20 protein-coding genes are annotated in these 25756 nt (G+C 71.1%); 11 read left to right on the plus strand and 9 right to left on the minus strand.

The window, feature by feature from the left end; translation table 11 throughout:
- Positions 1–4 precede the first annotated feature (4 nt).
- From ACFFBG_RS07060 to ACFFBG_RS07070, 3 genes are read right to left on the minus strand one after another with little or no spacing between them, the layout of a single operon-like run.
- Positions 5–1495 (minus strand): NAD-dependent succinate-semialdehyde dehydrogenase, encoded by a 1491-nt coding sequence (locus tag ACFFBG_RS07060; RefSeq protein ID WP_375477053.1) that lies wholly within the window; start codon positions 1493–1495, stop codon positions 5–7.
- Between the two features lie 54 nt (positions 1496–1549).
- Positions 1550–2242 (minus strand): type 1 glutamine amidotransferase domain-containing protein, encoded by a 693-nt coding sequence (locus ACFFBG_RS07065; RefSeq protein ID WP_375477055.1) that lies wholly within the window; start codon positions 2240–2242, stop codon positions 1550–1552.
- 45 nt (positions 2243–2287) lie between these two features.
- Entirely contained in the window at positions 2288–3166 is an 879-nt protein-coding gene (locus ACFFBG_RS07070; RefSeq protein ID WP_375477057.1) for an SDR family NAD(P)-dependent oxidoreductase, read from the minus strand.
- Positions 3167–3359: 193 nt separating this feature from the next.
- On the opposite strand from ACFFBG_RS07070, the gene ACFFBG_RS07075 reads away from it, so the two are divergent.
- The 3 genes from ACFFBG_RS07075 (at position 3360) to ACFFBG_RS07085 (ending at position 8534) form a co-directional block, all read left to right on the plus strand.
- Complete coding sequence (locus ACFFBG_RS07075) at positions 3360–4235, plus strand: helix-turn-helix transcriptional regulator (RefSeq protein ID WP_375477059.1); 876 nt, start codon at positions 3360–3362, stop codon at positions 4233–4235.
- Positions 4236–4367: 132 nt separating this feature from the next.
- Positions 4368–7274 carry a S8 family serine peptidase gene (locus tag ACFFBG_RS07080; protein WP_375477061.1) on the plus strand — a complete coding sequence of 969 codons (2907 nt, stop codon included), beginning with the start codon at positions 4368–4370 and terminating at the stop codon, positions 7272–7274.
- Between the two features lie 63 nt (positions 7275–7337).
- Positions 7338–8534 carry a saccharopine dehydrogenase family protein gene (locus ACFFBG_RS07085; RefSeq protein ID WP_375477064.1) on the plus strand — a complete coding sequence of 399 codons (1197 nt, stop codon included), beginning with the start codon at positions 7338–7340 and terminating at the stop codon, positions 8532–8534.
- 17 nt (positions 8535–8551) lie between these two features.
- On the opposite strand, the gene ACFFBG_RS07090 is transcribed toward ACFFBG_RS07085, so the two are convergent.
- On the minus strand, positions 8552–9790 hold the full coding sequence (locus ACFFBG_RS07090) for a hypothetical protein (protein ID WP_375477066.1): 1239 nt from the start codon (positions 9788–9790) through the stop codon (positions 8552–8554).
- A 90-nt stretch (positions 9791–9880) separates the two neighbouring features.
- Here ACFFBG_RS07090 and ACFFBG_RS07095 point away from each other — a divergent pair, with 90 nt between their 5' ends.
- Positions 9881–11395: an aminopeptidase P family protein gene (locus ACFFBG_RS07095; RefSeq protein ID WP_375477068.1), complete on the plus strand. Its 1515-nt coding sequence runs from the start codon at positions 9881–9883 to the stop codon at positions 11393–11395.
- Positions 11396–11455: 60 nt separating this feature from the next.
- On the plus strand, positions 11456–11902 hold the full coding sequence (gene arfB, locus ACFFBG_RS07100; protein ID WP_375477070.1) for an alternative ribosome rescue aminoacyl-tRNA hydrolase ArfB: 447 nt from the start codon (positions 11456–11458) through the stop codon (positions 11900–11902).
- A gap of 43 nt (positions 11903–11945) precedes the next feature.
- Here arfB and ACFFBG_RS07105 read toward each other — a convergent pair whose 3' ends face one another.
- From ACFFBG_RS07105 to mca, 4 genes are all read right to left on the minus strand, one after another.
- Positions 11946–13085, minus strand: coding sequence for a DNA glycosylase AlkZ-like family protein (locus tag ACFFBG_RS07105; protein WP_375477072.1), 1140 nt, complete (start codon positions 13083–13085; stop codon positions 11946–11948).
- A gap of 207 nt (positions 13086–13292) precedes the next feature.
- Positions 13293–17414 (minus strand): beta strand repeat-containing protein, encoded by a 4122-nt coding sequence (locus tag ACFFBG_RS07110; RefSeq protein WP_375477074.1) that lies wholly within the window; start codon positions 17412–17414, stop codon positions 13293–13295.
- Between the two features lie 527 nt (positions 17415–17941).
- Positions 17942–18271: a hypothetical protein gene (locus ACFFBG_RS07115; protein ID WP_375477076.1), complete on the minus strand. Its 330-nt coding sequence runs from the start codon at positions 18269–18271 to the stop codon at positions 17942–17944.
- Between the two features lie 7 nt (positions 18272–18278).
- Complete coding sequence (gene mca, locus ACFFBG_RS07120) at positions 18279–19148, minus strand: mycothiol conjugate amidase Mca (protein ID WP_375477236.1); 870 nt, start codon at positions 19146–19148, stop codon at positions 18279–18281.
- Between the two features lie 132 nt (positions 19149–19280).
- On the opposite strand from mca, the gene greA reads away from it, so the two are divergent.
- A complete protein-coding gene (gene greA / locus ACFFBG_RS07125; RefSeq protein WP_375477078.1) occupies positions 19281–19778 on the plus strand; it encodes a transcription elongation factor GreA in 498 nt (165 codons plus the stop codon).
- A gap of 67 nt (positions 19779–19845) precedes the next feature.
- A complete protein-coding gene (locus ACFFBG_RS07130) occupies positions 19846–21279 on the plus strand; it encodes a sigma 54-interacting transcriptional regulator (protein WP_375477080.1) in 1434 nt (477 codons plus the stop codon).
- 101 nt (positions 21280–21380) lie between these two features.
- Here the strand turns inward: ACFFBG_RS07130 and ACFFBG_RS07135 are convergent, their stop codons facing one another.
- The gene (locus ACFFBG_RS07135) at positions 21381–22064 is read right to left on the minus strand and encodes an MOSC domain-containing protein (RefSeq protein ID WP_375477082.1); all 684 of its coding nucleotides are present in this window, start codon (positions 22062–22064) and stop codon (positions 21381–21383) included.
- Positions 22065–22314: 250 nt separating this feature from the next.
- Here ACFFBG_RS07135 and ACFFBG_RS07140 point away from each other — a divergent pair, with 250 nt between their 5' ends.
- The 4 genes from ACFFBG_RS07140 (at position 22315) to ACFFBG_RS07155 (ending at position 25746) form a co-directional block, all read left to right on the plus strand.
- The gene (locus ACFFBG_RS07140) at positions 22315–24264 is read left to right on the plus strand and encodes a VWA domain-containing protein (protein ID WP_375477084.1); all 1950 of its coding nucleotides are present in this window, start codon (positions 22315–22317) and stop codon (positions 24262–24264) included.
- 38 nt (positions 24265–24302) lie between these two features.
- Complete coding sequence (locus ACFFBG_RS07145; protein ID WP_375477086.1) at positions 24303–24668, plus strand: SET domain-containing protein-lysine N-methyltransferase; 366 nt, start codon at positions 24303–24305, stop codon at positions 24666–24668.
- A gap of 10 nt (positions 24669–24678) precedes the next feature.
- A complete protein-coding gene (locus tag ACFFBG_RS07150; RefSeq protein ID WP_375477088.1) occupies positions 24679–25188 on the plus strand; it encodes a hypothetical protein in 510 nt (169 codons plus the stop codon).
- Positions 25189–25257: 69 nt separating this feature from the next.
- Complete coding sequence (locus ACFFBG_RS07155; protein WP_375477090.1) at positions 25258–25746, plus strand: SigE family RNA polymerase sigma factor; 489 nt, start codon at positions 25258–25260, stop codon at positions 25744–25746.
- The last annotated feature ends 10 nt before the right edge of the window (positions 25747–25756 follow it).

Raw genomic sequence — 25756 nt, forward strand, 5'->3', positions numbered from 1 at the left:
CTCCTCAGCTCTCAACAGTCTCGAGCGGCGGGGTCGCCTGGATCGCGATGTAGCGCTCCTCGAGGTATTCGTTGATGCCGCTGCGCCCGCCCTCGCGGCCGACGCCGGATTGCTTGACTCCGCCGAAGGGCGCGCTGGCGTCCGAGACGTATCCCCGGTTGAGCCCGACCATGCCGGTTTCGAGTCGCTCGCTCATCCACAGGGCCCGGTCGAGATCGCGGGTGTAGAGGTAGCTGACCAGCCCGAATTCGGTGTCATTGGCCACGGCCAGCGCTTCCTCGTCAGAGGAGAACGTCTGAATGGCCGCGACGGGTCCGAAGATCTCCTCGCGCGCGATGCGGGCGTCGGCCGGCACGTCGGACAGGACCGTGGGCGGATAGAAGTAGCCCGGCCCCTGGGGTGTCTCGCCGCCGATACGCACGCGCGCGCCGGCCGCGACGCCCTCGTCGACGAGCTGCGCCACCCGCGAGCGCTGCCGGCTGTCGATGAGCGGGCCGAGGTCGGTGTCCGGATCGGTTCCGTCGCCCAACCGCAGGCCGGTCATCCGTTCGACGAGCTTGTCGGTGAACTCCTCGGCAACGCTGCGATGGACGTGGAATCGGTTGGCGGCGATGCACGCTTCGCCGATGTTGCGCAGCTTCGCGGTCGCGGCGCCGTCGACGGCACGCTCGAGGTCGGCGTCGTGGCACACGATGAACGGGGCGTTGCCGCCGAGTTCCATCGAGGTCCGCAGCACATTCTGCGCGGCCTGCGCGAGCAGCAGCCGGCCCACAGCGGTGGACCCGGTGAAGGAGATCTTGCGCAGCCGTTCATCACCCAGCAGGTGCTCCGACAGCGCGGACGCCTCACTGGTGGGCACAACGTTGAGGACCCCGTCCGGCAAGCCCGCTTCGGCCAGGACGGCGGCCAGCGCGTTGGTCGTCAACGGCGTCTGGGCAGCAGGTTTGAGCACCATCGTGCACCCCGCGGCGATGGCGGGGCCGATCTTTCGGGCCGGCATCGACAAGGGCGCGTTCCACGGGGTGATGAACAGGCAGGGACCCACCGGTTGCCGCATCACCAGGACGCGGGCCGTGCCGTCCTCGCTGACCTTCCAGCTGCCGTCGATCCGGACGGCTTCCTCGCCGAACCAGCGCAGGTAGTTGGCTGCATAGGCCACTTCGCCGCGGGATTCCGCGAGCGACTTGCCCATCTCGAGGGTGATCAACAACGCGAACTGCTCGGTTCGCTCGGTGAGCAGGTCGTAGGCGCGCCGCAAGATCTCCCCGCGTTGGCGAGGCGGAACTGACGCCCAGTGGCGTTGCGCCGCGCATGCCGCGTCGAGGGCCAGCGTCCCGTCGTCGATGGTCGCGTCCGCTACCTCGGCCAACTGGGCCCCGGTCGCCGGGTTCTCGACGCTCAGCCGCCGGCCGTGCGCCGCGGCCCGCCATCGACCGCCGATGAACAGGCCCGTGTCGACGGCACTGACGACGTCGCTTGGGTCAAGACTTGCCATGTCAGCTTCTCTCCATTGGCCCTTGCGGCCGGGCGCCGGGCGGGTGAGTCTGCGTCAGCTCAGGGCGGCCACGATGGCCTCAGCCATCGGGCCGCTGGACGCGGGGTTCTGGCCCGTGAACAGGTTGCCGTCACGCTCAATGTGCGCCTGGTACGCGGCGCCGTCAGTCAGCATCGCGCCCCGCTGGCGCAGCCGGCTCGCAAGCAGCCATGGCGCGAGCTCAGCGGTGCCGAACAGCTGCTCCTCCTCGTCGGTGAAGGCGGCCATCCGACGTCCGGCGAAACGCCAACTGCCGTCCGGCTCGACAGCGCTGAGCAAACCCGCCGGCCCGTGGCATACCGCGCCGATCACCGCGCCTCGGGTGTCGGCGTCGACGAGCACCCGGCCGAGGTTGGCGTCCTGGTGCAGATCGACGACCGGACCGTGCCCGCCCGGCAGCACCACCGCGTCGTACGTGCCGAGCTCCACGTCCTCGAGCGCGAGCAGCGGACCGTGCTTGCGAAGCGCGTTCTCGGCGTGCTCGACCCAGCGGCCGCATTCCGGGCCAGCCACCTGCGGGTCGGCGCTGTGCTGATCCAGCGGCTGGAGAACACCGCCCGGCGAGGCGAAATCGACGTCGAAGCCGGCGGCGACGAACCGTTCGTAGGGCGCCGCGACCTCCTCGGCCCAATATCCGGTCGGATACCGCGAACCGTCCGTGCGGGTCCACGTGTCAGCCGCGGACATCACGATCAGAACTCTGCGCACGTTCACGCCTTCCTGTAGGAGGGGCAGCCGGTCAGACAAGCCGGCTCAGGCCGAAACGCCCTCAGCGAGCGTGGCGTGGTCGGTGCGGGCCGCCGTGTCCCGGGCGTCGTCGAGGTTCGCCTGCAGGGCTTCGACCTTCGCGGTCGCATAGGCGTGCGAATCGGAGCCCAGGATCAGCCGCAGCGGGCCGCCGCCGTCGACCACCTTCGCCACGATCCGCTCGGCGCCCTTGACCGGGTCGCCCAGCTGACTGCCCTGCAGCTCGAGGTGGCTCTGCACCATTTCTCGGATCGCGGGGTACCCGTCGGAGGTGGCCGCCGGCAGACCCAGGGAGTCGGTCGTCAGGAAGTCCGTGCGGAAGTAGCCCGGCTCGACGATCGTGACCTCGACGCCGAAGTCGGCCACCTCGCCGGCGAGCGCCTCGCTGATGCCTTCGACGGCGAACTTGCCCGCGCAGTACAGCGCCCACCCCGGCACGGCCGTCAGGCCCAACACCGAGGACACGGTGACGATGTGGCCGCTGCGCTGATTCCGCAGCACGGGCAGCGCCGCGCGCAGCACGTTCCAGACACCGACGACCTGGACGTCGAGCATGTCGCGCACCTCGTCCACGCTGGTCTCCTCGACCGCGGCGAGGAAGCCGTAGCCGGCGTTGTTGACGACCACGTCGAGGGCGCCGAAGCGGGCGGTGGTCTGCTCGACCGCGCCGGCGACAGCCGCGGCGTCGCGCAGGTCCACCTCGAGAGCGAGCAGCTTCGCGGTGTCCACGCGGCCGGCGAGCGCGCTGGCGAGCCGCTCGACGGAGCGGGTGGTGGCGGCGAGGTTGTCGCCGCGCTCAAGCACCTGAACGGCGAGCTCGAGTCCGAGGCCGCGCGACGTGCCGGTCACGAACCACGTTGCGGGGCGGTCGTCGGGAATGCTCATGATCATTTCCTTTGCTCTTCGGGCCGCAATGACGCGCGGCCGCTTCGTGCGGAGGTCGTCTGCCTGCGTCATCAACTCTCGCCGCCACCCGCGGGCCATGGGCGGCCATCTCGCGCCCTGTGAGACCACGGACCCGCGCGCCTAGGACTCAGCGGCCCACCCAGGAGTCCGCGTTGCCGCGCACAATGATCTGGTGGCCGACCCGAACCGCGAACTCGCCGACTTCTTGCGCCGAGCGCGCAGCCAGCAGGACCCGCAGCGGGCCGGACTGCCGGCCGACGCGCGGGTCCGCAGGGTGCCCGGGCTGCGCCGCGAGGAGGTCGCGCTGCTGGCCGGTGTGTCGACGGACTACTACGCGCGCCTCGAGCAAGGCCGTCGCATCGTCCCGTCGCCTGCTGTGATCGACGCGCTCGTCCGCGCGCTCGATCTCGGGTCCGCCGGTCGCGCCCATCTCGAAGATCTCATCGGCATCGGCACGTCTGCGTCCGTTCACCGCCAGGCCCACGGTGTGCAACGAGTGCGGCCCGGGTTGAACCAGCTTCTCGACAGCCTCGACGGTGTGCCCGCACTCGTCCTGGGCAGGCGCAGTGACGTCCTGGCGGCAAATCGACTAGCTCGCGCTCTGTTCGCCGACTTCGAGCGGATGAAACCCGCCGATCGGAACTACGCGCGCTGGATCTTTCTGGATGCCGACGCACGGTCGCTGTTCGTGGACTGGGAGCAGCAGGCGCGAGCAGCCGTCGAAAGCCTCCGACTCGACCTCGGCGGCGACCCGGGCGACCGGTCCACGACCGCGCTCGTCGCCGACCTACGAGCGCAGAGCCCCGAGTTCGACCAGTGGTGGAACGAACACCGCGTCTACCAACGCACCTACGGAGCGAAACGCCTGCGCCACCCCGTGGTCGGCGACCTGACCGTCGACTACGAGACGCTCACCCTGCCCGGCGACAACGACACCACTATTTTCGCCTACAGCACAGAACCCAATTCGCCGTCACGCCGCGCGCTGAACCTGCTCGCCAGCTGGGCGCTGACGCCCGACCACTCACCGCGCACTCCGCATCGCTGACGCGCAACGCAAGAGGCGCCGGGCCGGCGGGCTGCCCCGGCCAACCGGGGGTGATCTTGGCGGTACCCACTGTCCCAGGTGTAAGTTTCCGCCGCGGCGGGGGCCGTACAACGCGTCGCGGGGGTAACGGACATGGGGCATGCCGTTCGGACGGCCGGCGTGCTCGCCACCGCCGCGGCGGTGTGCGCCGGCGCGATCGCGCTGTCGACCCCGGCCGCTGCCGATTCGCCCGGCAAGCCTGCCTCGGCCGGCGAGCCCGCACCGGCCAAACCAACGACGAGCGCGCGGGCATCCATCGCGACCCGGGTCCTCATCGTCCACCTGCGCGGCGGCACCCGAACGCCGCTGCGGGCCGCGCTCGAGCGCGCGGACCGGCAGCCGGGTGTGACGGTGCGTCGCCGGCTGGCCGGTGACGCCTTCTCTGTCGAAGTGCCCGCCGGCAAGGCGCGCTCGGCCGCCGCGGCGCTGGCGAGCCTGCCTGGCGTCGGCGCCGTCGAGCGGCCGGTCATCCGCACGTTTGTCGCAAACCCGACGAACGACCCCAGCTACCCGAAGGAATCGGCGTACCTCGCCGCCGTCGCGGCGCCGGCCGCGTGGGCGCGGCAGCGCGGCTCAGCCTCGGTGCGAATCGCGATCGTCGACAGCGGCGTCGACGCGACGCATCCCGACCTGGCGAACAAGATCTCCGGCCGGTACAACGCGGACGCGCCGGGCCAGCCGGTCACCGACGCTGTCGGGCACGGAACCTTTGTCGCGGGCGTGGCAGCGGCGCAGACCGACAACGGCGTCGGGATCGCCGGCGCGGGGTACAACACCGACCTGCTCGCCGTGAAGATCGCGGCCGCGGACGGCTCCATCCCGATCGACGACGAGGTCGCCGGCATCCGCTGGGCGGTCGACCACGGCGCGAAGATCGTGAACTTGAGCATCGCAGGCCCGGACGCCAGCTCGAGCGAACGGTCCGCGATCGAGTACGCGATAAGCAAGGGCGTGCTCGTCGTCGCCGCCGCGGGCAACGAGAACTCCACCGTGAAGCAGTACCCCGCCGCCTACCCGGGGGTCGTCGCGGTGGGCGCCACGGACACCGCGACCCGACGCCGCGCGTCGTTCTCGAGCCGTGGCTCGTGGGTCACGCTCGCCGCGCCGGGCGTGGGCATCTACTCGACGACGCCGCTCGCGGGCAGCGACTTCTTCCCAGCGCGCGCTGGCTATTCGAGCGCCAGCGGCACGTCGTTCTCGGCGCCGATCGTCGCGGGCGAGGCAGCGCTGCTCAAGGCGCAGAGCCCGGGTGCGACCGTCGCCCAACTGCGGCACGCGCTCACCGCGTCGGCGCACGGCTACCGGTCGCAGGGGCTGGGCGCCGGCCAGGTCGATTTCGCCCGCGCCCTCGACCACCTGCCGCCGACCAGCACCCCCGCGGCGATCACGGTGCGAGGTGACGCCGACATCGTGCGGCTGTCGGCGTCCTCCCCCGCGGCGAAGGTCGCCTTCGAGGTGAGCGGCGGACGCAGGCTTGCGCCCGTGACCGTCCGGGACGGCGTCGCAAGTGTCGGCTTCCGGTCGTGGGGTTACGCCAACGGCCGGCACGCCGTCACCGCGGTCGACTGCTCGCCGGGCGGCGAGTGCGGAGCGCGCGCCGCTACCACGTCGCTGACACTCGCCAATTCGGCGCCGACGATCACCTCGCCGCGCGCCGGCAGCCGGGTGACCGGTCTGTTTACCGTGGCCGCCGCGCGATCCGGCGGGGGCGCCGTGCGAGTGCTCGTCGACGGCCGCAGCGCCGGCTTCGATGCGACCGCGCCGTACCGGTTCTTGATCGACGCCAACTCGTTGCGCGACGGCCGGCACACGCTGCAGACGGTGCTGTGCTCGCCGAACGGCTCGATGTGCGCCGGGCCGCGCTCGAGCGTCGAGCCGGTGAGGTCGGCCGCGCTGCGGTTCAAGATCCGCTCCGCTTCGCGGCGCCGGTTCAGCCCCAACGGGGATGGCGTGCGCGACACGACGACCCTGACCTACAGCCTGCGCCGCCGCGCGGCGATGGTGTTCGAGGTCCGCACGCCGACGGGTTTGGTTGTCCGCCACTTGCGGCTCGGCAAGAAGTCGGCCGGCCGGCACACCATCACCTGGGCCGGGCGAAACCAACGCGGGCGGGTGCTGCCCGACGGGCGGTATTTCCTCGGCCTGCGAGCCGCTCGCGGCAACCTGGCCGGGTATGCGCAGACGCGCGTCGTGATCGACACCGTCGCCCCGGAACTCAAGCGGCCGAACACCAAGACCAAGCTTTTCTACCCGGCTCGCGACGGCTACCGGGACCGGTTCTCCGCGCACGTGACGGTCGGCGCCGGTCTGCTGCGGCTCGTCCTGCGAGACGTCGACGGGCGGGTCGTGCGCAGCATCGATCGCCGGGTCGCAGCCGGCCGGCGCACCATCAGCTGGAACGGCCGCGGCGCGTACGGGCAGGTGGCGCCGGGCCGCTACACCTGGCAGTTCGTGATCACCGACTCGGCCGGGAACAGCCGCTCGACGGCGAGGCGCGACGTGCGGGTGTCCGGCAAGCGGCTGCGCACCCGGATCGTCTACGTGACGCATCGCGGCGCCACATTTCGCGGCGCCGGCGGCACGGCCCGGTGCACGTCGGCGCACCGGTCGACATCGCCGCTCGCCCACAGCCTCGTGCTCGTGAACAGGTGCGCGACGGACGACTATGACCTTGCGTTCGCCGATTATGGCTTCAGACTCCCGAAGGCCATCCGGTACTCGCGGTTGAAGCTCGAGGTCTACGGCTCGTCGCGGCGCCGGCCGTCGGAGTTGACGTCCGTGATCGACCGCAACGACGGGAACATCGAAGTCCCCGGGTACCTGCTCGTGCGCAAAGCGGGGGCGACCTGGCACACCCTGCAGGGCGTCCGGGCAGCCGGCCATGTCACCGCTTCTCGACGCGTGTTCCTGTCCATCTATCTCGACAGCAGCTCGCGCGGGTCGAACGACTTCGCCATCGGCAGGGTGCGGCTGCGGCTGACGATGCGGGTGCTCGGCTAGCCCTTCGTCGGCAGCCCTTCTCGTCGCCGCGCCGACCTGCCGCGTCCGGGCTACGGTGGCGTCATGCCCGCGCGCGACTCCCGGCCGTATGACATCACGCTGCTCGGCGCCACCGGCTTCGCCGGCCGGCTGACCGCGCAGCACCTCGCCCGCTGTGCGCCGGCCGACGCCCGGTGGGCGCTCGCCGGCAGGTCCGCGGACAAGCTGGCCGCGGTCCGCGACGGTCTGGCGGCCGACGATCCGCGCTTCGCCGACATCGAGCTCAGCCAGGCCGACATCACCGACCAGTCGTCGCTGCGGCGGCTGGCCGAGCAGACCCGGGTGCTGATCACGACGGTCGGCCCGTACGTCCTCTACGGCAACGCTGTCGTCGCGGCGTGCGCCGCCGCGGGCACCGACTACCTCGACCTCACCGGCGAGCCCGAATTCGTCGACACCACCTACGTCCGCCAGCACGAGACCGCGCAGGCCACCGGCGCCCGGCTCGTGCACGCCGCCGGGTTCGACTCGATCCCGCACGACCTCGGCGCGCTGTTCACGGTGACGCAGTTGCCGTCGGACGTGCCGCTCACCGTCGCGGGCTACCTGCAGGCCTCGGCCTCGTTCTCCGGCGGCACCTTCCACTCGGCGGTGACGGCGTTCTCCCGGCCGCGGCAGAACATGGCCGCGCGGCGCGCCCGGCGCCAGTTGGAGGCCGGGAGCGCCATGAGCGCCGGCCGCGGCGAGCGCGACGTCCGCGCCGTTCTCGGCCACCCGCACCACAGCCCAGTCGGCGGCGGCTGGGCGGTCCCGCTGCCCACCATCGACCCGCAGATCGTGATCCGCTCGGCGCGCGCGCTGCCGCGCTACGGCCCGTCCTTCCGGTACTCGCACTTCGCCGCCGTGCCGAACCTGGCGGTAGCCGCGGGCGGCGCCCTCGGGGTGGCGGCGCTGTTCGGCGCAGCGCAGATCCCGCCGGCCCGGCGCCTCGTGCTGCGCCGGCTCGAACCCGGCGACGGACCGTCCGCGGAGCGGCGGGCGAAGAGCTGGTTCACCGTGACGTTCGTCGGCGCCGGCGGTGGCGAGCAGGTGATCACTCGCGTGTCCGGCGGCGATCCCGGCTATGACGAGACGGCGAAGATGCTGGCCGAGTCGGCGTTGTGCCTCGCCTTCGACGACCTCCCCGAGACCTCCGGCCAGGTGACCACCGCGGTCGCCATGGGCGACGCCCTGATCGACCGGCTGCGCAAGGCGGGCATGGGCTTCGACGTCATCGGCTGAGCCTGGCCTTGGGCCGTTCAGCCCTGCTCGTGCGGGGACTGCAGGTCCTCGTCGTCCGGCGGGCGCGGGAACGCTGTCGCGCCGTGCCGCTGCTGCGGTTGCTGCTGCGGCGGCGTCCCCTGGGCCGGCATCGCCTGGGTCGGCTCGGGCTCCGGCTCGGCGGCGTGTTCGCCCACGGTCGGTTCCGGCTCGGCGGCGTGTTCGCCCACGGTCGGTTCCGGCTCGGCGGCGTGTTCGCCCACGGTCGGTTCCGGCTCGGCCGACCGCTCAACGGGCGACTGCTCGACAGGTGGCTGCGACTGCGGCTCGGCGGCGGCCGGCGGCCCAGCTGCGTGCATCTGCTCCTCGTTAGGCGCCGGGTCAGGCACCGGCAGGACGGTCGTCGGCTGGTCCGGGCCACGCTCCGCAGCACCGGCCGGCGCTGCTTTCGTCTGCGGCCCGGACGACGAGTCGTACGCGACGTCCTGCTTGCTCGTCGAGGGCAGCCGGCTGGTGTGTTGCGCGTCCTGTCCCCACGGGGGCGGGTTCGGCGGCGGCTGCTCGGCCGCCCAGCCGCCGGCTGGCCAACCGGCGGAGGGAGGAGGCGGCGGCGAGTTCCACTCGCCCTGGCCGGCCGTGAAGATCGACTCGGCCGGGCCGTCCGCCGGCCCCTCCGCGGCAGCCGGCGCGCAGCGCGTCGCAATCGCCACGATCGACGCGACGATAGCCACGACCAGCCCCAGCGCGAGGCCGGCAAGGATCGTCCGCGTGCCCGGCGCCACCGGCCCGAACAGCGTCCGGTCGGCGAGGTGCCGCCCGACCGATCCGCCGGGGTCGACGATCAGCGCGCACACGTAACCGCCCAGCAGCGTCGCGACCGCGACCGCCAGCCACGCGCCGAAGAACGCGCGGCCCCACGTGACCGCTCCGCGGACGACCGCAAACACCAGCAGCAGCGACATCACGATCGTCGTGCCGATCAGCGCCAGCTCGCCGGCCCAGATGTGCTGGTGGTCGCCGGAGAGCGGCGTAAAGCGCCAGCGGTAGGTCAGCAGCGACTCCCAGCCGCCGCGGACGGCGCCGGTGTGGCTCGCCGCCGTGTTCGCGATGTGCTTGGCGACCACCTGGTTCAGCCCCGCCCCGATGACGACGACCTCCACCACCAGAACCGTCAACAACACCAATCCGGTGCGGGCCTGCTTGGGCGGCGTCGAACCGGCGCCGGCGCCGGCGGCGGTGGCGTGTCGCGCGCGTTCCTGCTCCTCGACTGGCTGCATGCAGGACAAGGTAAGCCAGGCCGGCGGAGGACTCGGGGAAGCCGCGCGGTGACGGCAGCCAGCCGTGTGCGGCGGCAATAGACTTCTCGCATGAGTGAGCAGGACCCGAACCCGGACGACGTGGCGGCCGCTGAGCCGCTGGCCGAGGAACCCGACAGCGCCGCCACGGCGCACGACATTCCGATGGCCGCCCACCTGCGCGAGGCGATCTCGAAGGACTGGGATCCGGCGCCGCCGATGCCGCATCCCGCCCCGGCCGGCATCGGGCCGTACACCGCACGCCGGCGAGCCGCGCTGTCCGCGCTGTTCCCGGATCGGCTGATCGTCATCGCCTCCGGTCAGCTCACGACCCGCGCGAACGACACCGAATACGCGTTCCGCGCGGCGAGCGCTTTCACCTGGTTGACCGGCGAGACGGCCGACAGCGCCGTGCTCGTGCTGGCGCCTAGCGGCGGCGGCCACACCGCCACGCTCTACCTCGCCGAGTACGCCCAGCCGGGCGAGCCGCGTTACTTCACCGACCGCAGCCACGCCGCGGTCTGGGTGGGCAACGTGCCGAGCGTCGCGGACACCGAGGCGGTGCTCGAGCTCGCCGCCCGCCCGCTCGCTGCGTTGCCGGACGACCTGCGGCGACACGACGGCGCCCGCGCGCTCGCGCTGCGCGGCGTGGACCCGGCGGTCGACGCGCTGCTGCCCGGCGCCGAGGACGACGGCTTGACGCAGGCGATCGACGAACTGCGGCTGACCAAGGACGAGTGGGAGCTCGGCCGGCTGCGCTTCGCCTGCGAGGCGACCGCGCGCGGGTTCGCCGACGTCGCGCGCGAGCTGCCGAACGTCGTCGGCCGCGGCGACGTGCGCGGCGAGCGCTGGCTCGAGGGGACGTTCTGGCGGCGCGCCCGGCTCGAGGGCAACGAGGTCGGCTACACCTCGATCCTCGGCGCCGGCGCGCACGCGACCACGCTGCACTGGTGGCGCAACCACGGCGTCGTCCAGCCGGGGACGCTGTTGCTCGCCGACATGGGCGTCGAGACCGATGAGCTGTACACCGCCGACGTCACGCGCACGATGCCGGTCGACGGCACGTGGACGGCGCCACAGCTGCAGGTGTACCGCGCGGTGCAGGAAGCGCAGGCCGCCGGCATCGCCGAGGTCAAGGCCGGCGCGGACTTCACCGCGGCGCATAAGGCCGCAATGTGGGTGCTGGCCGACCACCTGCACTCGTGGGGCATCCTGCCCGTGACCGCCGAGGTGTCCTGCGCCGACGACCCCGAGCGACCCGGCGCCGGCCTGCACCGGCGCTACACCCTGCACAGCACGTCGCACATGCTCGGCATCGACGTGCACGACTGCGCACGGGCCCGCAAGGAGGCCTACACCGAAGGGACGCTCGCGGCGGGCTATGTGCTCACCGTCGAGCCCGGCCTGTACTTCCAGCCCAACGACCTGTCGGCGCCGGCGGAGCTGCGCGGCATCGGCGTGCGCATCGAGGACGACATCGTCGTGACCGACGGCGCGGCGGAGAACCTGTCGGCCCTGCTGCCGCGCGACCCCGACGAGATCACCGAGTGGATGCGGGATGCGCAGGCCGCGCCCGCCGTCCCATGAGCTGATCTTGGGCAACCTGCGGGGCTATGACCCGGCAGGTTGCACGAGATCGGCGCGCGGATGAGCGAGGATCTCGCGCTCGCGCCCCGACGCGGGCTGCCGGGCGGGCTCGTGATCCCGGATACCGAGTTGGTCGAGCGGTTCAGCCGGTCGTCCGGCCCGGGCGGCCAGTCGGTCAACACCACCGACAGCCGGGTCGAGCTGTCCTGGAACGTCGCCGCGTCGTCGGCGCTCACCGATGAGCAGCGCGCGCGGCTCGGCGCCGCGCTCGGCGATCGGCTCGTGGACGGGACGATCACCATCGCCGCGTCCGAGCAGCGCTCGCAGTTCCAGAACCGGCAGGCCGCCCGCGCTCGGCTGGCGCACCTGATCGCGGCCGGTCTGGAGCCGCCGGCCGCGCCGCGCCGGGCCACCCGGCCGTCGCGCGCGGCGAAGGCGCGGCGGATGGACGCCAAACGGCGCCGCGGCGGCATCAAGGCGAATCGCCAGCGCCCGCCCCTCGAGTGAGCCCGCCTCCGATCCGAGGCCAACGCTCGAGCCGCGCTCGCGCTCAGTCTTTGCGGCGCACCGCGACGTCGGTCGCGCCGCGCACCTCGGCAACGCGCTGCGCCTCGTTCTCGAGCAGCGACCACGTCGACGGCGCGAGCGGCGCGAAGGCCTCGACGGTCACCGTCAGCTTGGGTCCGGACGATTTCGTCCGCCACACCCCGACGACCTCGCCGTCGACGAAGACCGCGCCCGGCCGGCCGAGCACGGGCCACAACGTCTTGTGCACCGTCTTGTCCGGCACGATGAGGTCGCGGTCGCGCGCCTGCAGGTACGGGTCGAACGGCCCGAGCAGGCGGACTAGCTCGGGCGCCGGCGCGTCGCGCAGCGCCGCCAGCCGGCCGGCGGGCAGGAACGCCGTCCGTCCGTCGACCGACACCTGTGCCAGGTCGTCCGGCCACGCTCGCGCGACGTCCGCCCGCCGCGCCTCGAGGTAGCCGGCGAACTCGCCGACCGTCGCTGGTCCGAGCAGCGCGAGGTAGCGAAGCGCTAGCTCGGTCAGCGCGGCGAGGTCGGCTTCGGCCGGGGCCGCGGCGCCGGCGCGCGGCCGCAGCACCGGCGGCGACGTGCCCGGCGCCATCTCCAGACCCGCTGCGAGAAACGCGGCGCGCATGGCCGAGTCCGAGATGTGCGAGGTCTTGCAGGCGCGGCACTCGCGCAGCATCGGCTTCGGCAGCCGCTTGCTCACCTCGGCGCTCGCGTCGCCCTTCGACATGGGCGCGCGCACCACCTCGCGCATCGTGTCGCGGGCGGCGGCGAACTGGTCGAGCGCAGAGATCCCCGATCTGCGGATGCTCGGCCCGGACTCGTTCAGCCGGCCGGCGGCGTCCGGCTCCGACAGCGGCCAGAGCGCCCCGGTCAACGCGTCGAGGTCACGCCGCCGGTGCACGTGCGGAGCGCCACGCAGGGACCAGGCGAGCGCCAGCCGGTGTCCGGGGCCGATCGCCGTCTTGCCCGGTCCGAGGGGCGCCGTCTCCGGCAGCCGAGCGGCGAACGCCAGGGCGGCCGGCTGGCCCATCGCCTCCTGGACGCCGATGTCCAGCACAGCCAGCCCGCTCACCGTCGTGCCGTCCCGATGCAGGCCCTGCGCCGCGACGCGATAGGCGAGCGCCTGTCCGCGGGACACCGCGATCGCGCCGGTCACTAGAACTCGTCGTCCAGCCGCAGGGTGTACGTCATGGCGTCGGCAGCGTAACTGTCGCTGCCCCGCGAGCCAGCCCGCTCGGCAACTACGCCGCCGGCAGGCGTGAGTGCGAACCTGCCGGGCAACCAACCCCGACAGGTCATCGTCCACGACTTCCCGGACAGGGAACTGGAAAGGATCGCCCAGCCGGATTGGCACTCGATGTCGTTATGCCGAATCGTCCTGTTCGCGGCGCCGTCCGCCCACTACGAGGAACAGCGCACCGAGTGAGGCGGCGAAGGCGGCCCAGATGATCAGCTGAAGTATCGGTGTGCCGGTGCCGGCCAGCGTTCCGTCGGACGATCCGTTGGACGACGTCGCGGTGGCGAAGATCTTCACCGGCATCCGGATTTCATGGACCGCGCCGGCGGGATCGACGCCCGAGGCGACGAGGTTATGCGAGCCAGCCGCGAGTGTGGTGGGTACGGTGACCAATTTGGTGAAGTTGCCATGTGCGTCCGCGGTGACGCTGCCGAGCACGATGGGTGTGCTGTAGATGATGATGGTTGCCGTCGAGTATGCCGCGAACCCGGTGCCGATGACCTTGACTCGTTGGCCGGGATCGACCTTGGTCAGCACACCGTCGGTGGTGGTGAGCGTGGTCGGCGCGCTCAGCGGCGCGGTCGCGGGAATCGCCGGATCTGCCGCCACAACCTCGCTGGAGTCGGCTGATGACGTTGAATCACCGGCTGGGCTGTGTGCGACGACGGTGTAGGTGTACGTGGTTCCGGCGGTTGCGCCGATGAGGCATGAGGTGTCGTCGATGGACGTGGTGGTGCAGGTTGCCGGGCCGGGGTGGGCGTAGACGGTGTATCCGGTCACCGTTGCGGTGCTCGATTTCGTCCAGCTGATCGTTGCCGAGGAGATCCCTGCGACCGCGGTCGGAGTGGCGAGGGTCGCGGGAAGCGTCGTCACCTCGGCACTTGTCGAAGCCGCACCGGTACCAACGGCGTTCCGGGCCCGCAGTACGAGGTGGTAAGTGGTGCCCGCCGCGAGGCCGTCAATCGAGGCGTGCAGTTCTGGTGCGGTGCCGGCGACTGTGATTGGCAGCCAGGTTGTGCCGCCGTCGGTGGAGACCTGGTAGCTGGTGATCGGCGAGCCGCCGTTGTTCGGGCTGCTGAATGTCACGGCGACTGTTGTCGCGGCCGCGGTGGTGGTGACGTCGCTGGGTGCGCCGGGGGTGGTCTTGGGGGTTACGGCGTTGCTGCTGCTCGATTCTGCCGAATCGCCGGCGGTGTTGCGGGCGTGGACGGTGAAGGTGTAGCTGACGCCGTTGGTCAGGCCGGTGATCGTGCACGGCGAGGCGGTGCACGTTGCCGTCCGCGAACCGGGGGTGGCAGTGACGGTGTAGGAGGTGACGGCCGCACCGCCGGTAGCGGTGGGGGCGGTGAAGGACACCGTGGCCCGCCCGGCGCCGCCGACGGCGGTAACGCCGGTTGGTGCCCCCGGTGTGGTGGTAGGCGTGGCGATGACTGGTTCAGACGCGGTTCCCGCGCCGACGGCGTTGACCGCCCGCACCTTGATCGAGTAGTTCGTACCGTTGGTCAGGTTGCTGATCGTGGCTGTCAAGGTGGCGGTGCCGCTCGTGGTCAGCGGTCCCCAGGTTGCTCCACCGTCGAGGCTGACTTCGTAGCTGGTGACGGCGGCGCCACCCGTCGATTCGGGCGCGGTGAACGACAGGCCGATCGAACCGTTATGGCTCGTTGCAGTAAGCGCGCGGGGTGCGTCCGGCACAGTGGCCGGCGTGATCGCCGCCGAGGCAGCCGAGGCCACGGAGTTGCCGGTGGTGTTCGTGGCACGCACCGTGAAGGTGTATGCGGTGCCGTTGGTCAGACCCGTGACGCTGCACGGCGAGGACACGCAGGTTGCGGTGAGACCGCCGGGGCTGGACGTGGCCGTATAACCGGTGATCGCTGAGCCGCCGTCGTTGACCGGCGGGGTGAAGCTGACCTCGGCCGAACCGTCACCACGCACGGCACTCACGCCGGTCGGGGCGCCGGGCACCGCAGCGGCGGTCACCGAGCTCGAGGCGGCGGACGCCGCGGAATCGCCGACGGTGTTCGTCGCGATCACGGTGAAGGTGTAGGTGGTGCCGTTGGTCAGACCGGTCACGGTGCACGGGCTGGTCGTGCAGGTGGCGGTGTGACCGCCGGGGCTCGACGTGGCGGTGTAGCCGGTGATGGGCGTGCCGCCGTTGTCGGACGGAGCCGTGAACGCGACGCTGGCCTGGCTGTCACCGGGTGTTGCGGTCACCGCAGTCGGCGCTCCGGGAACCGACAGCGGTGTCACAGCGCTCGTCGCGGACGACTCAGCTGAGTTTCCGATGGCGTTGGTGGCGTGGACGGTGAAGGTGTAGGCGGTGCCGTTGGTCAGACCGGTCACCGTGCACGGGCTGCTCACGCAGGTGCCGATGTGACCACCCGGGCTCGACGTAACGGTGTAGCCGGTGATGGCGGATCCGCCGGTGCTCGACGGCGCGGTGAACGACACCTGCGCCTGACCCGCGCTCGCGGTGGCGCTGGCACCCGTCGGCGCACCGGGGACCATGGCCGGCACGACCGCGGACGTCGCGGTCGACTCCGAGGAGTCGCCAACGCTGTTGGTGGCATGCACGGTGAAGGTGTAGGAGGTGCCGTTGGTCAACCCGTGCACGACGCACGGACTGCTCACGCAGGTTCCGGTGAACCCGCCCGGTGTGGAGGTGGCGGTGTAGCCGGTGATCGCCGTACCGCCGGTGTTGGTCGGCGCCGTGAAGGAAATGGTGGCCTGGCCGTTGCCCGGCGAAGCGCTGACCGCTGTTGGCGTTCCCGGTGCAGACAGCGGCGTCACCGCTGCCGTTGCCGTCGACTCGGCTGAGTCGCCGATCGCGTTGGTGGCATGCACGGTGAAGGTGTAGGCGGTGCCGTTGGTCAAGCCGGTCACGGTGCACGGCGAGGAAACGCAGGTGCCGGTGTGGCCGCCGGGGCTGGAGGTGGCGGTGTATCCGGTGATCGTCGAGCCGCCGTCGCTGGCTGGTGCCGTGAACGAGACACTCGCCTGACCGTTGGACGCCGTGGCCGACGCACCAGTCGGAGCGCCCGGAACCAACGCCGGCGTCACCGCGCTCGAGGCCGAGGATTCGGCGGAGTCACCGTGGATATTGGTGGCGTGCACGGTGAACGTGTACGCGACGCCGTTTGTCAAACCGTGGACCACGCAGGGACTACTCGTGCACGTTGCGGTGATGCTGCCCGGTGACGAGGTCGCCGTGTAGCCGGTAATAGTGGAGCCACCGTCACTGGCCGGAGCAGTGAACGACACAGTGGCCTGCGTGTTCCCGGGGGTCGCTGTGACGCCTGTCGGCGCGCCCGGATCGGTGACACCATTGAAGGTAAGAGTGACCGAACCTGTTACTCCATCGGCGTTGTACGGTCCGCCGGTACCAGTCGCGATGCCTATCGAGGGTGACGAGACCGCGCTGGACAGGTAGGACGAACCACCGCCACCGCCACCATAAGCAGTTGCGCCCGATCCTTGATCTTGTCCCGTGCCACCGCCACCACCGCCACCGTAGCCGGATCCGCCCTGACCGCCGCCGCTGCCGTAAAAGTCGCCGCCATCACCACCGGCAGCCACCGTGGCGGTGGTCGGATCATCGTTCGCGCCGTCACTTCCGTGATGCAAGCGGCCATAGCCCCCCGCACCGCCGGTCGATGCGGAAGCCCCCTGCCCGGGGGCTCCTATCGTTGACGCCACCACCTCGCCCTCGTGGTAACTGTCATTCGTCGTTCCGTCAGCACCCGCGTCGCCGCCATTGCCGTAATAGGACGAGCCGCCACCGCCTCCGGCGATGGCGAGCTTGCTGAGCAGGGCGTGGCTTGAATCCAACGCGAACATCGCCGAAGCGCCGCCACCGCCGACCGTGGGGTTCGTGGTTCCGCCGGTGCCGCCGGAACCGACGATCACCTTCACGTACGCCGTGCCGTTGGGAAGGGTGGCCGTGCCGCTGACGTGCCCGCCATCGCCGCCGGTTGCATACGTGGTACTCCCCACGTAGCTGCCACCGCCACCGCCGCCGACGGCATGGAGGTCGATGCTGGTCGTCCCGGTTGGCACCGCAAAGGTGTAAGTACCTGCCGACGTGCACGTCACCGTACTAAGCACAGTCGGAGTCGAACCGTCCGTACACGGCAAGGTGGTTGCCGACGCCGGAGCGGCACCGACGAGGCTGAGCGCAGTAATCAGCGCCGCGCTGGACGCTCCCGCAATACCTCGACGAATACGGGACGGCACAACCGGGCGAATCGCCATAGAAACGAAATCCTTTACGCCTGTGGCCCGGCCCACGCCGTGCTTACTCGCCGTACCGTTCGGCCGGTCGACAAGGAACTTGAGAAAACTTGATCAGATTTCTTTGGCTGCCCGCGGCAGGCGCCGGTAACCACCGCCGACGACAATCGTCGCGTGATTTACCGCTGGCGTGCTGGTGCTGACCCCGGCGGACGTCGTGCGCACGCTGGTTTGCAGGCCGGCACCCGTCCCCGACGGCCGTCATGCTGCACGGCCGCGCAACGCGGGTCTACCGGGAAACGGCCCAGGTCAGGCTGTCCAAGGACGGGGTGGCGCTGCTGTTCCTGCTTGGTCGGATCGCCGCCAGGCGGGCAAGGTTGACGCTGTCCGAGCCGGACGCCGAGGGCCGGGTGCGGGCCAGCGTGCCAATCGAGTCGGGGCGCACGCTGACATTTCCTTATGCAGCTCGGCGGGTCAGGTCGAGGTGCACAAGCCAGCCGCGCTGAGCGAGCGGATCGCTGCGACGGCGCAGCGTAACGCGCGGCCCGCTACGCCCGGGGCGCCGCGCCGTCGGCCGGCCGAGCGGTCTCGTCCAGCTGAGCGTCGCATTCGGCCTCGGCGGTCTCGAGCGGTGCGATTTCGGCCGTCGCGGTCTCGGGCGGCGCGATCTCGTTCGCCGGAAGCTCGGTCGACTTCGCGTCGCTCGAACCGGCGGCCGTCGGGAAGTCCTCGCGGACCGTCTTCAGATGCTTCGACATCGATTTGAACAGGAAGTAGCAGGCGATGCACAGGATCAAGATGATCGCCAGCCCGATCGGCCCGGACTTCGCCGCCTCGCCTGTCTTCCCGAGCGTCCGCGCGAGCACCGTCATCGTCACGACCCCATCATGACGCCGCCACGTGCTCGCGCACACCGGCGAACAGGTCGTCCTCGGGCACCGGCGAGTCGACGAGCGAGCGGGTGAGCTCGTAGTCCTCGGTCGGCCAGACGGCGCGTTGGACGTCGAGCGGGATCTTGAAGAACCAGCCGTTCGGGTCCACCTGGGTGGCGTGTGCGAGCAGCGCGGCGTCGCGACGCTCAAACCAGTCGCCGGCCGGCACCCGCGTGGTGATCTGCGGCGGCCGGCGCTTGGTCATCCAGTCCTCGCGGCGGGTGAACCACTCTTCGAACGGCGATTCCAGGCCCCGCTCGAGCAGCGCCTCGTGCAGCGCCTTCGACTTCGCCAGCGAGAAGCCGACGTCGTAATAGAGCTTGAGCGCCTGCCACGGCTCGCCGGCGTCCGGGAACTGGTCCGGGTCAGCCGCGGCGTCGAACGCGGCGACGGAGATCTCGTGGCAGCGGATGTGATCGGGATGCGGGTAGCCGCCGAGTTCGTCGTAGGTGGTGATCACGTGCGGGCGCTGCTCGCGGATCTCGCGCACCAGGCGCTCGACCGCGACGTCGAGCGGTTCGAGGGCGAAACATCCTTCGGGCAACGGGGGCGGCGGATCGCCCTCAGGAAGTCCGGAGTCGACGAAGCCGAGCCAGTGCTGGCGGACCCCGAGGACTTCGCGGGCGCGGGTCATCTCCGCGCGGCGGATCTCGGAGATGTTGTCCTCGATGTCTTTGCGGCCTTCGAGCGCCGGGTTCAGGATGCTCCCGCGCTCGCCGCCGGTGCAGGTCACGACCAGCACGTCGACGCCTTCGTCGACATAGCGGGCCATGGTCGCCGCGCCCTTGCTCGACTCATCGTCGGGATGCGCGTGCACGGCCATCAGCCGCAACTGCTCGGTGGTCACCCGGCCATTGTCCCTGACCGGCCCCGCGAGGTTTGAAGTTGCCGAGCCCGGCATGTCCGGTGTTACGTTCGCTTATTGCTTCTGTCCGTTCAACCCCGGAGTTCTGCCGTGCCCGCGACCGAGGAAACACCTGCCACCTGGCTCACCCAGGATGCCTATGACCGCCTGTCGAGGGAACTCGAGGAGCTCATCGCCAACCGTCCGGTGATGGCCAAAGAGATCAACGACCGGCGCGAAGAGGGCGATCTGCGCGAGAACGGCGGCTACCAGGCGGCGCGCGAGGAGCAGGGCAAGCAGGAGGGCCGCATCGTGCAGCTGCAGACGCTGCTGCGGTCGGCGAAGGTCGGCGAGGCGCCAGTCAGCGATGGAGTCGCCGGGCCCGGCATGGTCGTCACGGTCCGCTTCGCCGGGGACGAGGACGAGGAGACGTTCCTGATCGGCTCGCGCGAAGAGGCCGAGACGGCCGGCGTCGAGGTGTACTCCGCGGCGTCGCCGCTGGGCAAGGCGCTGACCGGCGCCAACGAAGGCGACACCGTCGAGTACGAGACGCCGACCGGCAAGATCATGAAGGTCGCGCTGGTCACCGCCAAGCCGTTCGTCGGCTGAGCTTTTCCGCTCGCGCGCCGGTCGCCGTCCGTGGCGCGGCTTGCCCGCGGGTCGTAGCGTCGACGAGGTGACATCACCGGCAATCGCCACCCTCGGCGAACTGCGCGCCACAGGACACGTCCACCGCTCGGTCAAGACCGAGATCCGCGACAACCTGATCGCCCGGCTCGCCGCCGGCGAGCCGTCGCTGCCCGGCATCGTCGGCTTCGACGACACGGTCGTCCCCGAGGTCGAGCGGGCGTTGCTGGCCGGGCACGACCTGGTGCTGCTCGGCGAGCGCGGGCAGGGCAAGACCCGGTTGATCCGCACGTTGCTCGGCCTGCTCGACGAGTGGACGCCGGTCGTGGCCGGTTGCGAGATCAACGACCATCCGTACGCCCCGGTCTGCACGCGCTGCCTGTCGCTGCTGGCCACCGAGGGCGACCTGGTGGCGATCGCCTGGAAGCACCGCACCGACCGGTTCGGTGAGAAGCTCGCGACACCGGACACCAGCGTCGGCGACCTGATCGGCGACATCGACCCGATCAAGGTCGCGCAGGGCCGCGTGCTGGGCGACCCGGAGACCGTCCACTACGGCCTGGTGCCCCGCACCAACCGCGGCATCTTCGCGATCAACGAGCTGCCCGACCTCGCCGAGCGGATCCAGGTCGCGCTGCTCAACGTGCTCGAAGAACGCGACATCCAGGTGCGCGGCTATCAGTTGCGATTGCCGCTCGACCTGCTCGTCGTCGCGAGCGCGAACCCTGAGGACTACACGAACCGCGGACGGATCATCACGCCGCTCAAGGACCGTTTCGGCGCCGAAGTCCGGACCCACTACCCGCTTGAGCTCACCGACGAGCTGTCCCTCATCGCGCAGGAGGCTGCGGTGCTGTGGGACGACACCGAGCGCAACGCCTTTGCGGCGCCACTCGTGCCGTCCCACCTGCTGGAGGTGATCGGCCGGTTCGCCCGCGCCGTGCGCGACGCGCCGCAGGTGGACCAGCGCTCGGGCGTCTCGGCCCGCTTCGCGATCGGCGCGGTCGAGACGGTCGCCGCGGCCGCGGTGCGCCGGGCCGCCCGCACCGGTGAACCAGCCGCCGTCGCGCGGGTGTGCGACCTGCCGACGATCGTGCCGGCCTCCCGCGGCAAGGTGGAGTTCGACGACGCGGACGAGGGCCGCGAGTTCGAGGTGCTCGACCACCTGCTGCGCCGCGCCATCGTCGAGACCTATCGATCGCGGCTCGCCGGACTTGATCTGCGGCCGCTGCAAGACCGCTTCGACGGCGGCTTGACGGTGACGACGGGCGACGCGGTGCCGGCGCAGGAGTTGCTGACGCAGCTCGGGCCGGTGCCGGTGTTGTCGGCGCTGCTCGACCGGCTCGAGCCGGACGGGGTGGGCGAGGGCTCGACCGCGGTCGGCGTCGCCGCGTCGGTCCTCGAGTTCGCGCTCGAGGGGCTCTACCTCAACCGTCGGCTGGCCAAGGACTCCGACGGCGCGCGCACCGTCTACGGCGCCTGACCAGCCTCCCCAACTTGTCAATGCGGGGACGTCGGGCGACATCATGTCACCGTCGTCCGCGCGGTCGTGTCGCAGCTTCCACGCTACTGCCGCGACTTCCGCTACGACGTCCAGGCGTTGGCTTGCGCCGCGATGTCGGCGGGCAGGTCTTCGCCCGCTGCGAGAAGCATCGGCAGCAACTGCGGCTCGCCGAGCAGCGCTCGGTGGGCGAGGCTGACGGTGACATCGTGCGACGGCCGATGGAGCACCCCGATGGGGTCGCCGCCGCAGATCTGCCCAGGGTTGAGCACTCGGAAATACGCGCCGGACCGCGCGTCCGCGGCGAATGTCTTCAGCCAACCCGGCTCGCCGATCCACCCGCGGAAAGTCGCACACGGCACCCGCGGCGCGGTCACCTGCAGCTGAACGCTCCGCCCGATCTGCCAGACCTCGCCGATCCGCGAGTCATTCGGGTCGATGCCGACGGTGGTGAGGTTCTCACCGAAGGCGCCGTTGGCGAGCGGACGGCCGAGCCGCCGCTCCCACCGGTCGAGGTCCTCGCGGGCGAAGGCGTACACAGCCTGCTCATCGCCGCCGTGATGTCTGGTGTCGCCGATGTGGTCGCCCACGAGCCCGCTGCCGAGACCACCGCGCTTCGGGCCGGGCCGGCGCACCTCGACCGAGCGTTGGACCGGCCGCTTGCCGATCCCGGTGCTGCGCGTCCGCTTGTACGGATTCGGCTCCGCGACGCCGATATTGACCGAGAGCACGTGCGGCGCGGAGTCGCATGCAGATGGGACGGTCATGGGACCAGTCTTCCGCCACTGACACGCACGGCTCCACCGCGCATTGCGCAGGCTGTCCGCTCAGCCCACCTCCACCGGCGGTGATGGGAGAATAGGCCCGGAGGCGGCATGCTGGTCGTCCTACCCGCACCATGATCGGGACTTGCGTCGCGGCGTTCGTCCGCACCTCGCGGCGCCAGTCACGCGCATCCGGGCCGGTCGGTGACTACCGTTGCTCTGGACGGCGGCGGCGACGTTTGCGGAGGCAGCCATGGCAGTGCGTTACGGGGCCTGGCAGGGCGGTCCGGATCCGCTCGAGCCGCCGTACGACATCCGCGACGCGCTGGACGAGGTCGGCGACGACGTGCTCGCCGGCATGTCCCCCCGGGCGGCGCTGAACCGGCTGCTTCGCCGCGGCACGACCGGCCGGGACGGGCTGGACGCATTGCGCCGCCGTGCCCGCGAGCGCAGCCGCGACCTGCGCCGCCAGGGCCGCCTCGACGGCACGCTGGACCAGGTCCGCGAGCTGCTGGACACGGCGTTGGAGGAGGAGCGGCGGGCGCTGTTCCCGATCCCAGACGACGCCGCGCGGATGGCCGAGGCCGAGCTCGACGCGCTGCCCAACGACACCGCGCGCGCCGTCCGCGAGCTCGCCGACTACCAGTGGCGCTCGCCGGAGGCCCGGCAGGCGTACGAGCAGATCCAGGAGCTGCTGCGCAGCGAGGTGCTGGACGCGCAGTTCGCCGGCATGAAGGACGCGCTGCAGAACGCGACGCCAGAGGACCTCGAGCGCATCCGGCAGATGATGCAATCGCTCAACGACATGCTCGACGCGGACGCCCGGGGCGAGCACTCGCAGGAGCAGTTCGACGAGTTCATGCAGCGATACGGCGACTTCTTTCCGGAGCAGCCAAAGGATCTCGACGAGCTGATCGACGCCCTCGCCCGGCGGGCCGCGGCCGCGCAGCAACTCATGGACTCGCTCACCCCCGAGCAGCGGGCCGAGCTCGGCAACCTGATGTCCAATGCCCTTGGCCAGGCAGGCCTCGCCGACGAGATGTCCCGACTGCAGCAGGGATTGCGCTCGGCGCGACCCGATCTGCGGTGGGGCGGCCGGCAACGCATGGACGGCGAGCAGGGAATGGGCTACGCCGCCGCGACCGGCGCCCTGGCCGAGCTCGCCGACCTGGACCAGCTCGACGAGCTGCTCGGCCAGGACTACCCCGGCGCGAGCCTCGACGACATCGACGAGGAGCTCATCGAACGGGCGCTCGGCCGCGCTGCGGTGGAGGACATGGCGCAGCTGCGGCGCATCGAGCGCGAGCTGCGCGAGCAGGGCTACGTCCAGCGCGGCGGCGACGGGCTGCGGCTCACGCCCCGCGCGCTGAGGCGGCTCGGCGCCACGGCGCTGCGGCGCGTGTTCGCGCTCATCGAGTCCGGCGGCCGCGGCGGCCACGACGTGCGCAACGCCGGCGCCGCGGGCGAGATCACCGGCGCGAGCCGCGAATGGCGCTTCGGCGACGAGCAGCCCCTGGACGTCGTGCGCACCGTGCGCAACGCAGTCCAGCGCGGCCGCGGCGGCCGGGTCGAGCTGTCCGCGGAGGACTTCGAGGTGGTCGAGACCGAGCGGCGATCATCGGCCGCGATCGCGTTGCTGGTCGACATGTCCTACTCGATGGAGCTGCGCGGCACGTGGGGCGAGGCGAAGACGACCGCGCTCGCGCTGCACTCGCTGGTGACGACGCGCTACCCGCAGGACGCGATCGAGATCATCGGCTTCAGCGACTACGCCCGGGTGATGTCGCCGGGCGCGCTCGTCGACCACGACTGGGATCGCGTGCAGGGCACGAACCTGCAGCACGGGCTGATGCTGGCCCGTCGGCACCTGGACAAGCACCGCGGCGCGGAGCCGGTGATCCTGGTGATCACCGACGGCGAGCCCACCGCGCATCTGGCCGCCGACGGGTTCGCCGACTTCGCCTGGCCGCCAACCCGGGAGACGATCGCCGCGACGCTCGCCGAGGTCGAGCGGTGCACCCGGCGCGGCGCGACGATCAATGTCTTCATGCTCGATGACGACCCTCGGCTGGTGAGCTTCATGCAGGATCTCGGCCGTCGCAACGGGGGCCGGGTGTTCCAGCCGAAGCGCGGCTCGCTCGGCGAGTTCGTGGTCGCCGACTACCTGTCCAGCCGCCGCGGGAAGCGGCGCGCCGCGAGCTGATGGACGATTGGCACCCGTCAGCGGCACCCGGGCGTTCGATGATCGCCGGCGTCGGCATGGTCGCCGCCGCGCCGATCCCGGCCAGTTCGGTGGTGGTTCGATTCGTCGAACCGGTCGTTGCGCCAGCGGGGTTCGGCGGGCTGAACCACAGCTGCGACCCCACCTTGGGCTGGACGGACGATCGCACGCTCGTCGCCCTCGATGACATACCTGCGGGTACGGAGCTCACCGCGGACTACTCGACCGCGATCGCCGATCCGGATTACCTGCTGTGGTGCCACTGCGGCACGTACCGCTGTCGGCAGGTGATCGAAGGCGGCGACTGGCGCATACCGCAGTTGCAGCAGCGTTATGCCGGCCACTGGCATCCTGCGGTGCAGACGTTGATCGAGCAGGCCGGATAGCCTCGCGATCGTGCTGAAACTGCTGCTGGCTCTGCATCTGGTGTTCGCCGTCTTCGCGATCGGCCCGCTCGCGCACGCCGCCACGACTGCGGCGCGCGGGATCCGGCACGGCGACGGCGCGGCGACGAAGTCGTCGGCGCGGGTGCTGCGCATCTACGCCTATGTGTCGGTGTTGGTCGTCGGCGCCGGTTTCGCGCTCATGTCCCAGAAGCGGCCGTCAATTGGCTTCATCAGCTACTCCGGCGTCCCTCGCAGCGGCGTGGACTACGTCGGTGGTGGCCACAGCGACCGGCTGGCCGAGTTCAGCGACACCTGGATCTGGCTGTCGCTGCTGCTGTGGTTGCTCGCCGTCGGCATCGTCCTGGCGCTGCTCGTCCCGACGCTGGACCGGGCGACCAAGCAGATCGAGGCGCAGGACTCGGTGATCGCCTTGACTGGGCGGGTTGGCGCTGCGGGTGGCGTCGTGGCGTTGCTGTTCGCCGCGATCGTCGTGCTGATGGTCTACAAGCCCGGCGGCTGACGATGATCGGCGTCCAGGTGAAACTTCCCGACGGCGCCGACTCGTCCCACTAACGAGGGGGTTCGGCAAATGCGCGACGAAGCCGGGTTTCGCTCGTTCGTCGAGGCGAACGGCGCGACGCTGCTGCACGCCGCGCGCCTGCTGACCGGCGACCGGCACCGCGGCGAGGATCTCGTGCAGACGACATTGACCAAGCTCTATCTGAAGTGGGACGGCATCGACGCGCCGCTCGCCTACGCCCGCCGCGCGCTCGTCACCGCGCACGTCGATTCCACGCGGCGCAAGTGGTGGGGCGAACGGCCGGTGGCGACGCTCCCTGATGTGCCTGCTGAGGGCGACTTCCCGGCCTCCGACGCTCGGGACGAGCTCCGCCGGCTGCTCGCCAGCCTGGCCGCGCGCGATCGCGCGGTCGTCGTGCTCCGCTACTACTGCGACCTGTCCGAGCAGGACACCGCAGCGGCCCTCGGCATGCCGCTCGGCACAGTGAAGAGCAGCTGCGCCCGTGCCCTCGCGCGATTGCGCGTTGACGCCGCCAGCGCGGCAGGAGGTGCCCGATGAGCGCGGGTCA

This window comes from uncultured Jatrophihabitans sp. (genome assembly GCF_964251945.1).
Classification (GTDB): Bacteria; Actinomycetota; Actinomycetes; order Mycobacteriales; family Jatrophihabitantaceae; genus Jatrophihabitans.